This window comes from Kribbella sp. NPDC054772, from assembly GCF_053611945.1.
In genome coordinates, this window is record NZ_JBSHBJ010000053.1 from 24,727 (window position 1) to 36,530 (window position 11,804).

The window sequence follows — 11,804 nt, forward strand, 5'->3', positions numbered from 1 at the left end:
GCGAGGTGTTCGGCCGGCTGCCCTGAGCGTGAGCCACTCACCAGCCGTCGGCTTGGTGAGTGGCTCACGTCCACCTAAGCGGTGGTGAAGCGGAGGGTGATGGTGGCGGGGGCGGTCTTCAGCTTGTCGCGGTCCGGGAGGGCCGGGCCGCAGGCCGCGGTACCCACTCCGGTCTGGCCGAGGTCGAGGGTCACGTACGTCCTGTCACCCGCCACCAGATCGGCCGTGTGCGAAGCGGTCTCCAGGTCCTGCGAGGTCCAGTCGCGGACCGTGAAGCCGAAGAGCTGGTCGAGCGCCTCGATCCGCAGGCCGTCCAGCGTGGCCCAGCGGGTGTCGATGCGGTGACCGTTCTCCTGCGGGCGGACGTACGGCGTCTGCAGCTCGGCAACCGTTCCGGAGTACTTCCCGACCGCGGCCGCTTCGCGAGTGTCGACGTACGCCTCGTTCGGGCCGGTGCCGAACCACTCGACCTGCTGCACCTTCGGCAGCTCGAACGTGATGCCCAACCGCGGCAGCACCTCCGGGAACAGCCCCTCCGGTACGACGCTCAGCTCCAGCACCACACCGTTGTCCACAGCGGTCCAGCGCCATGTGCTGCGCAGGCCCCACTGGAGCTGCGGCGGTGCGGTCCGGGTGACGACCTCCCAGGCACCTTCCCGCTCGCCCTGCGACACGATCCGGTGCTGCACGCGGTGCAGACCCTCCTCGCGCCAGGCCGCTGCGACACCCGGAATCGCGTCGTTGTCGATCGGCGCACGCCAGACGTCGAGGCGAGCGTTCTGCAGACCCGCAACGCTGATGCCCGCGACACCCGCCGTACCTTCGGCCGGCGAACCGCTGATCGCGGGCGTGGCCTCGACCGGCTCGTCCAGCCGGATCTGACCCCAGGCGATCCGGTGACCGGCCTCCGCCCACGACGTCGCCTCGGTGAGCTCTGCCGTGATCGTCAACCACGCCTCTGCACGCTCGCTCTGCTTGAGGATCCCGGGCGGCAGCTCGAGCGTGGCCGTCTCGCCGGGCGCGATCACCGGTGCCGGAAGGTTTCCGTCGGCGACGAGCTCTCCCGCCGCCTCGACCCGAGCCAGGAACGTCAGGTGGCTGGTGTCCAGCACCTCGTAGCGGTTCGTGACCGTGACCCCGCCGTTGCCGTCAGCAACGATGCGCAGAGGCTCGATCACCTTGGTGTACTCGTGCATACCGGGCGACGGCGTCCGGTCCGGGAACAGCAGACCGTCGCAGACGAAGTTCCCGTCGTGGATCGACTCACCGAAGTCGCCGCCGTACGCGTAGACCTCCTTGCCGTCGATCGTGGTCCGCAGGCCGTGGTCGATGAACTCCCAGATGAAGCCGCCCTGGCAGCGCGGGTACTTGTCGAAGACCTCGCGGTAGTCGAGCAGCCCGCCCGGCCCGTTGCCCATCGCGTGCCCGTACTCGCAGAGGATGAACGGCAGGTTCCGGTACAGCTCGGGGTCGGCACCGATCTCCGCGCAGCCCTCGGGCGAGGTGTACATCCGCGAGTAGATGTCGACGAACTCGGCCTCGGTGTCGCGCTCGTAGTGCACCGGCCGCGACGGGTCGAGCTCCTTGACCAGGTCGTACATAGCCTTCAGGTTGTCGCCCATGCCGCACTCGTTGCCGAGCGACCAGATCACGATCGACGGGTGGTTCTTGTCGCGGTGCACGGTACGGCGCATCCGGTCGACCAGGTCGTCGCGGAAGCGCTCGTCCATCACCGGGTTCGGCAGCTTCGGCGGCTGCGGCTCGTACCCGAACCCGTGCGACTCCAGGTCGCACTCGTCGATCACGTACAGGCCGTACTCGTCGCACAGCGAGAGGAAGTGCGGGTGCGGCGGGTAGTGGCTGGTGCGGACCGCGTTCATCCCGGCCCGCTTCATGATCAGGACGTCGTCCAGCATGTCCTGCTCGGTCACCGCACGCCCGCGGTCCGGGTTGAACTCGTGCCGGTTCACCCCGTTGAACAGCACCCGGTTGCCGTTGACGGTGAAGATGCCGTCGACGATCGCGACCGTCCGGAACCCGATCCGCAGCCGCACCTCGCCACCCGCGGTCCGCAGTACGGCGTCGTACAGCCGCGGCACCTCGGCGCTCCAGGGCTGCACGCCCTCGACCCGGGTGTGCTCGCCGGTCGGCAGCTCCAGCCCGAGCTCGGCGATGCTGACAGTGCCCGGTACGTCGGACTCGACGAGCAGCGTGCCGGCGCCGTCGATGTGGTCCCACGCGGCCTTCACGAACACGTCGGTCGGGGCGTCCGGGCGGAGCGCGAGCAGGTTCACCTCGCGGAAGATCCCGGACAACCACCACATGTCCTGGTCCTCGACGTAGCTGCCGGTCGACCACTGGTGGACGCGGACCGCGATCCGCGCGTCCTTGCCCGGGGCAACCAGGTCGGTGACGTCGAACTCGCTGACCAGCCGGGACCCGGACGACCAGCCGACCTGCTCGCCGTTCACGAACACCGCGAACCGCGAGTCGACGCCCTCGAACCGGAGCACGATCCGGGCGCCGGCGAAGTCCGCCGGGACCGTCACGGTCCGGACGTAGTCACCGGTCGGGTTGTCGGTCGGCACGAACGGCGGCTCGAGCGGGAACGGGTAGACCACATTCGTGTACGCCGGGGCGCCGTACCCGCTCAGCTGCCAGTGGCCCGGGACCACGATCGTGTCCCAGCCGGACGTGTCCGGGTCCTTGAGGTCGTCGGGCGCGTCCGCGACGGTCGGCGACAGCCGGAAGCTCCAGTCGCCGGTCAGCGGCACGCGGCCCGAGTCGTCATCCATCCACGCGCGCGGCGGCAGCACGTTCAGCCCGGAGGCAAAGTCCTCGACGTAGTCAGTCACGGAAGTCGAGCCTACGGCCAACCTGTTCACGAATCCACACCGATGAACAGATATGGACAGTTATGACCGTCACGGGCCAGCCGATTACTGCTGGCAGTCCTTACAGATCCCGACCAGCGCGACCTGCTCGGGGGCGAGGTGGAAGCCGAGCTCGCGGGCGACCTTCTTGCGCGCGGACTCGAGGATGTCGCCCGGGGCGTCGTACACCGTGCCGCACTCGGAGCAGCGCAGGTGCAGGTGCCGCGGCGCCAGATCACCCGCCAGGTGGTACGTCGTCCCGGCGCGACCGAGATGCACGTGGGTCACGAGCCCGAACTCACCGAGCGCGTCGAGGGCGCGGTACACCGTCGCGCGGTGGATCCCCGGGCGGAGCTGCTCGGCCCGTTCACCGATCTGCTCCGCACTCAGGTGCTCCTCGGTTCCGGCCAGCACCTCGACCACCGCGAGCCGAGCCGGGGTCACCCGCTCACCCCGGTCCCGCAACCGCTGCGCGCTGACCTCGACCGCACTCGTCATCTGCGCCGCTCCCTCAGGACTTCTTCGCCGCCGTCTTCTTCGCCGCCGTCTTCTTCGCCGTCGTCTTCTTCGCGGCAGTCTTCTTGGTGGCCGTCGTCTTCTTGGCCGCGGTCTTCTTCGCGGCTGTCTTCTTGGCGGCGGTCTTCTTCGCCGGCCGCTTCACCGGACCGCGGGCCCGCTTCTCCGCGAGCAGCTCGGCCGCCCGCAGCAGCGAGATCGTCTCCACCGAGTCGTCCTTGCGGAGCGTCGCGTTGGTCTCCCCGTCGGTGACGTACGGACCGAAGCGGCCCTCCTTCACCACCACCGGCTTCTTGGACTCCGGGTCCTCGCCCAGCTCCTTCAGCGGCGGCGCGGCAGCTCGCCGGCCCCGCTGCTTCGGCTCGGAGTAGATCTTCAGCGCCTCGTCGAGCGTGATGTCGAACATCTGCTCCTCGGTCGCCAGCGACCGCGAGTCGGTGCCCTTCTTCAGGTACGGCCCGTAGCGCCCGTTCTGCGCGGTGATCTCGTCACCGGACTCCGGATCCTTACCGACCACCCGCGGCAGCGACAGCAGCTTCATCGCGTCGTCGAGCCCGATGCTGTCCAGCGCCATCGACTTCAGCAGCGACCCGGTCCGCGGCTTCGCGCCCTTCGGCGCGTCCTCCGGCAGCACCTCGGTCACGTACGGACCGAAGCGACCAGCCTTCGCGACCACCTTGAGGCCGGTGTCCGGCGCGTTGCCCAGCTCGTGCTCGACGCCCGACGGCTGCTCGAGCAGCTCCTGCGCCTTGTCGACGGTCAGCTCGTCCGGCGGCAGGTCCTCCGGGACGTTCGCGCGGCGCTCGTCCTTGTCCTCGACGTACGGCCCGTAGCGTCCGACGCGGACGACGATCCCGCTGTCGTCCCCGCCCACCGGGAAGGTGGACATCTCGCGGGCGTCGATGTCGCCGAGGTCGGTCACCATCGACTTCAGACCCTCGAGGTCGGAGTCACCGAAGTAGAAGCGGTCCAGCACGCCCTCGCGCTGCAGGTCACCGGCCGCGACCTCGTCGAGGATGTCCTCCATCGACGCGGTGAAGGTGTAGTCCACCAGCCGGGTGAAGTGCTCCTCGAGCAGCCGGACCACCGCGAACGCCAGCCAGGCCGGAACCAGCGCCTGGCCCTTCTTGTAGATGTACTTGCGGGCCTGGATCGTGCCGATGATCGACGCGTACGTCGACGGCCGCCCGATCTCCCGCTCTTCCAGCTCCCGGATCAGCGTCGCTTCGGTGTAGCGCGCCGGCGGTTTGGTCTCGTGCCCCGAGGCCAGCACCTCGATCGCGGGCAGGACGTCGCCCTCGGCCACGTCCGGCAGGCGGGTCTCCTGGTCGTCCGTTCCCGCGGACGGGTCGTCCGCGCCCTCGACGTACGCCTTGAGGAAGCCGTGGAAGGTGATCACCCGGCCGGACGAGGTGAACTCGCACTGCTCGCCGGTCGAGGCGGTCGCGTCGATCTTGATCGACACGCTGTTCCCGACGGCGTCCCTCATCTGGGACGCGATGGTGCGCATCCAGATCAGCTCGTACAGCCGGAACTCGGCGCCGCTCAGACCGGTCTGCGCCGGAGTCTGGAAGGTCTCACCGGCCGGCCGGATCGCCTCGTGCGCCTCCTGCGCGTTCTTCACCTTGGAGGTGTAGACCCGCGGCTTGTCCGGCAGGTACGACGCGCCGTACAACTCCCGGACCTGGGCCCGGGCGGCGGTGATCGCGGTGTCCGACAGCGTGACGCTGTCGGTACGCATATAGGTGATGTTGCCGTTCTCGTAGAGCCGCTGGGCGACCTGCATCGTCTGCGAGGCGGACATGCCGAGCTTGCGGCCGGCCTCCTGCTGCAGCGTGGTGGTCCGGAACGGCGCGTACGGCTTGCGGGTGTACGGCTTGGACTCGATCGAGCGGACGGTGAACTGCGACTCGCGCAGCGCGCCGGCCAGGGCGGTCGCGGTGGCCTCGTTCAGGTGCACCGTGTTGGCGCCCTTGAGCTCACCGGTCGAGCTGAAGTCGCGGCCCTGGGCCACCCGCTTGCTGTCCACCGAGACCAGGCGGGAAGGGAACTGCCGCGGCGTCCGGCTCTCACCGGCGTCCAGGGTGGCGTCGAGATCCCAGTACGACGCGCTGCGGAACGCGATCCGCTCGCGCTCGCGGTCGACCACCATCCGGATCGCGACCGACTGGACCCGGCCCGCCGAGAGCTTCGGCATGACCTTCTTCCAGAGCACCGGGGAGACCTCGTACCCGTACAGCCGGTCGAGGATCCGGCGCGCCTCCTGGGCGTCGACGAGCGCCTCGTCGATGTCCCGGGCGTTGCCGACCGCGTCCTGGATCGCCTTCGGGGTGATCTCGTGGAAGACCATCCGGCGGACCGGGACCTTCGGCTTCAGCTCCTCGAGCAGGTGCCAGGCGATCGCCTCGCCCTCGCGGTCCTCATCGGTGGCGAGGAAGAGTTCGTCGGCACCCTTGAGCAGGTCCTTGAGCTTGCGGATCTGCGCCTTCTTGTCGGCGGGCACGACGTACAGCGGGTCGAAGTGGTCCTCGACGTTGACGCCGAGCCGGGCCCACGGGAGGCCCTTGTACTTGGCGGGGATCTCGTCCGCCCCGCTCGGCAGGTCGCGGATGTGGCCGAAGCTGGACTCCACCACGTACCCGGACCCGAGGAAGCCGGCGATCATCCGCGCCTTCTTCGGCGACTCGACGATCACCAGGCGCCTACCGACAGATTCAACAGAGCCTGCCGCTGTCTTCGTCCCTGCTGCCCCTGCCACTGTGCTCCCTACTCTCGTCCTGCGACAACGCCTCTGCCCCGACGCCTGTTCCCCCGAACACAGACCGACCCCGCCCGAGGACAGGGTACGGCCGACGGCAACGCATTTCTCCACGCACCGTAACCGCTCCGGGCCCGGTCGCGCTCCCCAGGGTTTCAGATAGTGTCGAACAACCCATCGTCACCGCGCGTGGCGGTAGCGCCACACCGAGCCCCCAGGCACGCTTACGAGAGTACGCCGTCTCAGCGCCGGAAACGGACCTCGGGGAATTTCGGGGAGTCGCCGCGGAGCAGCACCGACGGCCTCCCGCGCAGTGTCAGGTCGAAGAACGCGGCGACGTACTCCCGCTGCGCGAGCACGCTGCGGGCCGGTTTGGCGCTGCCCACCAGCGCCGTCATCACCGACGTGATGATCGGGTCGTTGCCATAGATGTCGTGGAACAACTGGGAGAAGACGAACTGGTAGTCGGTGAACGCCTTCTGCTTGGTGCGGGCCAGCGCGAGGTCGAGCTTGCCGCCGCGTTGCGCGGCCCAGAAACGGGCCCACGACTTGTCGTAGCCGTCCTTGGCCGGATCGGTTCGCTGCGTCTCGGCCGACCCGAACAGCAGGAACGGCCGGTCCAGACCTTTCTCCGCGACCTCACCGAGCGGACCCTTGGCCCGGTCGTCCTGGAGCGTGCCGTCCAGGTCGAGACCGGCCGTGATCCGCCGGTCCTCGAGCATCGTGTTCGCGGTCGTGTAGCCGCCGAGCGCGAAGCCGAACATGCCGATCGCGCGCAGGTCCAGGGTGCCGGCCAGCCCGTCCGGCAGTTGTTTGCCGTTGGCATCGACCTGCTGGCCGTCGGCGATCCGCTCGAGCTGGTTCAGCACGAACCGCGCGTCCGCGGTGCGGGTCGCGAGCGCCTTCCGGATGTCGTCCGGACCGGTCGGTTCGGACTGCTGGGCACCTGGCAGGAACCGTCCGCCCGGGAACTCCACCGGCGTCTCGTGCGAGTGGTCCATCGTCACCACGACGTACCCACGACTGGCCAGGTCCTCCACCTGCGCCGTGTTCACGAACCGGGAGTACTGATACCCGGGCGAGAACAGGACGACGGGATGCCGCAGCCGCTGCACCGGTACGTCGACCCGCGCGTGCGTCTCGGTGTTCGCGAAGTCGAACGACCCGGTCGGCAGGGCCAGCCCGTAGTCGCCAGTCCAGGAGTCGTCCACCGCGACCGCGGTGCGCTCCGGCATGTACTTCGCGAGCGGCGCCGACGCGAGCGCCGACGCCGGGTACCAGATGCTGATCATCAACTCGCGCTGCCCGCTCGGCATGCTCGGGTCCTCGCGGGACCGGTCGATGAGATGCAGTGTGGTCGTGCCGAGCGCTTTCCGCCCGGTCGGGGCCGGGAGCCGGAACCTCACCGGATGGAAGTTCGGGTCACCCTGCGTGGCGAGCCGGCCGCCCGGGTCGAGCGGGGAAGCCTGCGCCAGGCTCGGCGCGGCCAGCGTGACGCCCGCTGCCAGACCGGCCGTCAGGACGTGACGCCTGGTGAAGACGGGACTGCTGGGGCTGCTGGGACGCCAGATGGTCATGCGCTCATCGTCATGGCGGCGTTTCACTCCGTGATAGCGACACTGTCTCAACTTCATGAAGCTGACCTGATGACAATCCGGGGCCGGTGAGCTTCAATGTCGCCATCTTGTTCATTGATGCGTGAAGTGAGGCACTCGTGAGCATCTTTGTCCGCATGAAACGTTCAGTAGTCGCGTTGGCGTTACTCGCCGGTGCACTCGTGGCTACCGCCGGTCCCGCCCGGGCCGCCGGCAACACGCTGGGTGACGTCACCGGCTTCTCCGCCGAGCAGGCGACGTACACGCTCAGCGCGGGGACCTCGAAGGTCCGGGTGGTGTTCCTGAAAGACGACGTGTTCCGGCTGTGGATGGCGCCGGACGGGAACTTCACGGACCCGGCGAACACACCGCCCACCGATCCGAACGCCCCGGCGTCGAACATCGTCACCAAGACCGACTACGGGACGCCTCGGACGACCTGGACGGACCCCGGCACCTACTACTCGCTGAGCACCGGGAAGATCGAGGTGCGGGCGCAGAAGAAGCCGCTGAAGTTCTCGCTGTACCGGTCGAACGGCCAGCTGGTGTGGTCCGAGGCCGCACCGCTGTCGTGGACCGACACGTCGACCACCCAGACACTCGGCCGCGGCGCGAACGAGCAGTTCTTCGGCGGCGGCATGCAGAACGGCCGCTTCTCGCACCGCGATCAGACGATCAAGATCTCCAAGGACTTCAACTGGGAGGACGGCGGCAACCCGAACGCGTCGCCGTACTACATGAGCACCGCGGGATACGGCGTACTGCGGAACACGTTCAGCCCGGGTAGTTACAACTTCACTAGTCCCGTTGTCACTACTCACGACGAGAAGCGCTTCGACGCGTACTACTTCGTCGGCGACCTGAAGACCTCGCTCGACCGCTACACCGAGCTCACCGGCCGGCCGTTCATGCCGCCGATCTACGGGCTCGAGTACGGCGACTCGGACTGCTACAACCGCGGTCACTACGGGACGGACCCGGACCCCAGCAACGACTGGAAGGTCAACCCGGACAAGGTGACCACGCTGGACGCGGTGAAGATCGCGCAGAAGTTCCACGACGAGGACATGCCAGGCGGCTGGATGCTCGTCAATGACGACTACGGCTGCGGCTACTCCGCCAACACCGACTCCGAGCAGGTTGACGGCACCTGGTGGGGCAAGCGGGACATCCCGGCGCTGAAGCAGACCGGTGACGAACTGCGGGCGCGGAACATCCAGATGGGCCTGTGGACGCAGTCGAACCTGGACCGGCAGCCGGCCGAGGTCGGTGACGCCGGTGTCCGGGTGCGGAAGCTGGACGTGGCGTGGGTCGGTCCGGGGTACCGGTACGCGCTGAGTGCCTGCGACACCGCACACAACGGGATCGAGCAGTACAGCAACGCTCGGGGCTTCGCGTGGATGGTGGAGGGCTGGGCCGGCGCGCAGCGGTGCGCGGTGCAGTGGACGGGTGACCACAGTGGCTCGCTGGACGCGATCAAGTGGCAGATCCCGGCGATCACCGGTTCCGGCAACTCGGGCATCGCGTACAGCGCGGGTGACATCGACGGCATCTTCGGCGGCAGCGCCACGTCGTACGTGCGGGACCTGCAGTGGAAGGTGTTCAACCCGGCCTTCATGAGCATGTCGGGCTGGTCCACGCCGGCGTACAAGCAGCCGTGGGCGTACGGCGATCCGTACACCTCGATCAACCGGAAGTACCTGAAGCTGCGCGAGCGGCTGCTGCCGTACTTCTACACGTACGCCGCCGAGGCGCACCGCACCGGCGCACCGCTGAACCGGTCGCTGGTGCTCGAGTACCCGAACGACCCCAAGACGTGGGACGACACCACGAAGTACGAGTTCCTGGCCGGCAAGGAGTTCCTGGTCGCGCCGATGTACGGCGCCGACGCGGTGAAGAACGGGATCTACCTGCCCGCCGGACGCTGGGTCGACTACTGGACCGGACGGGTCTACCAGGGTCCGACGACGATCAACGGGTACTCCGCTCCGCTCGACACCCTGCCGCTGTTCGTCAAGGCCGGCGCCGTGGTGCCGATGTGGAAGTCCGGGATCAACAACGCGGTCGAGCAGAAGCCGGGCGACCCGGTGACGGTCGACATCTACCCGTCGGGCAAGTCGTCGTTCTCGCTGTACGAGGACGACCGGGTGACGCGGTCGCCGAAGTCCGCGACGCAGACCTTCGCCGTCGACGCTCCGACCAGCGGGCGCGGCGACGTGACGGTGAACATCGGTGCGAGTGTCGGCACGTACGACGGCAAGCCGACGGCTCGCCCGTACACCCTGATGCTGCACACCGGCGCGGCTCCGACGAACGTCTTCGTCGACGGCAAGAAGGTCGCGTGGAAGTACGCCGACGGCGTGGTCACGGTGCAGACGCCTTCGGTGTCGATGTCAAAGTCTGCAACGGTTCTGCTCACCGGCACGTCCGCGGTCGGCGGTCCGGAGGTCACCAACACCTTGGGGACTCCCGAGCTCAGCACACCGTCGCTGTGGAACGCTCCGGGCCAGGCGACCGAGGTGACCGCGACGTTCCGCAACGGCACCCCGACGACCGTGCGCGACGTGAAGCTCGACATGCAGCTTCCGACCGGGTGGTCCGCTTTTGGTGCCAACACGTTCGCGACCGTGGCGCCGGGCCAGACCGTCACGACCAAGCTCCAGGTGACACCCGGCGCGGACGTGAAGCCGGCGAGCTTCACGTTGCAGCTCAAGGCGTCGTACGTTGCTCAGGGCAAGAGTTATGCGAACACGGCCTCGGCGACGGCGCAGTTGCCGTACGCCTCACTGTCGCAGGCTGCGAACGTCGTCGGGGTCAGCGATTCGGCGACGTACAAGCAGGGCAACTTCGACGGATCCGGCGACAGCTACAACGGCGAGGCGCTGGCGGCCGCCGGGTACACACCGGGCGCGAAGGTGACGGTGCAGGGCGCCGACTTCACCTGGCCGACCGGAGCTCCCGGTACGCCGAACCTCGTGAAGAACCAGTCCGCACCGATCCTCGTGTCGGGGACCGGATCGCATCTCGCCCTGCTGGGCGCCGGCGCGAGTCTCAATGCGCGCGGAACCGTCAAGATCATCTACACCGACGGTTCCACGTCGGACGGCACGTTCCAGTTGCCGAACTGGTGTTGTCAGGACCCGACGACCGGTGGTGCGAAGCTGGCGGTCTCGGTGAAGGGCCGGTACACACCGGCGGGTCTCGGGAACACGACGACGGACTATCGGGTGTTCTACACCGCCGTACCGCTGGATCCGGGGAAGACGGTGAAGGCGATCCAGTTGCCCGGCGGCGGGCTCGGGTTCTTCGCCGCGACGATCGCGAACAAGCCGTTGCCTCCGGCACCCACCGGGGAGAACTGGGTCAGTGACCTGGAGTTCCTGGACTCCACCAACGGCTGGGGTCCGGTGGAACGCGACCACAGCAACGGCGAGGACGCGGCCGGCGACGGCGGCCCGATCACCCTCGACGGCGTCCAGTACGCCAAGGGACTCGGCACCCACGCCGCCTCCTCGGTATCCGTCCGCCTGGGCGGCAACTGCACCACGTTCACCAGCCAACTGGGCATCGACGACGAGATGGAGGACCGCGGCAAGGTCACCTTCAAGGTCCTCACCGACGGAGTCGCCAAGTACACGTCGGACCAGCTGACGGGCACCTCGCCCACAGCCAGCACGACGGTCGACATCACCGGTGCTCAAACGTTGACCCTCCAGGTCACCGACGGCGGCGACGGCAACACCAGCGACCACGCCGACTGGGCCAACGCAAAGATCACCTGCAACCCGTAGAACCCGCCGAGGGGGGGCCCCCCCCCGCCCTCGGTTCCCCGCCCACCACCCGCCCACCCCAGCCCGCCCGCCCCACGCAGCGTTTGAGGGGCCGGCCCCTGAAGCGGTGGGTTAGCACCCCGAAATATCAGGTGCTGACCCACCGTGTGTGGGGGCGGCCCCTCAAACGCAGCGGGGGCGGGGCGGGGGCCGGGCGGCGGGGGGGGCGGGGGGGGGGGTGGGAGGAGGTCGGCAAGGCGGAGCTGACGGGGGATGTGGTCGAGGGGTTGCG

At 68.5% G+C, this 11,804-nt stretch carries 5 protein-coding genes; 1 reads left to right on the plus strand and 4 read right to left on the minus strand.

What is annotated here, in order from left to right:
* Positions 1 to 74 precede the first annotated feature (74 nt).
* The 4 genes from ACWGID_RS40200 to ACWGID_RS40215 form a co-directional block, all read right to left on the minus strand.
* Positions 75 to 2,855, minus strand: a complete 2,781-nt coding sequence (locus ACWGID_RS40200; RefSeq protein WP_452204642.1) for a glycoside hydrolase family 2 TIM barrel-domain containing protein — start codon at positions 2,853 to 2,855, stop codon at positions 75 to 77.
* A gap of 84 nt (positions 2,856 to 2,939) precedes the next feature.
* The gene (locus ACWGID_RS40205; RefSeq protein WP_452204643.1) at positions 2,940 to 3,371 is read right to left on the minus strand and encodes a Fur family transcriptional regulator; all 432 of its coding nucleotides are present in this window, start codon (positions 3,369 to 3,371) and stop codon (positions 2,940 to 2,942) included.
* Between the two features lie 13 nt (positions 3,372 to 3,384).
* Entirely contained in the window at positions 3,385 to 6,084 is a 2,700-nt protein-coding gene (topA, locus tag ACWGID_RS40210) for a type I DNA topoisomerase (RefSeq protein ID WP_452204644.1), read from the minus strand.
* A gap of 305 nt (positions 6,085 to 6,389) precedes the next feature.
* The gene (locus tag ACWGID_RS40215; RefSeq protein WP_452204645.1) at positions 6,390 to 7,724 is read right to left on the minus strand and encodes an alpha/beta hydrolase; all 1,335 of its coding nucleotides are present in this window, start codon (positions 7,722 to 7,724) and stop codon (positions 6,390 to 6,392) included.
* A gap of 155 nt (positions 7,725 to 7,879) precedes the next feature.
* Between ACWGID_RS40215 and ACWGID_RS40220 the strand changes: the two genes are divergently transcribed.
* Positions 7,880 to 11,533: an NPCBM/NEW2 domain-containing protein gene (locus ACWGID_RS40220; protein ID WP_452204646.1), complete on the plus strand. Its 3,654-nt coding sequence runs from the start codon at positions 7,880 to 7,882 to the stop codon at positions 11,531 to 11,533.
* Positions 11,534 to 11,804: the final 271 nt, after the last annotated feature.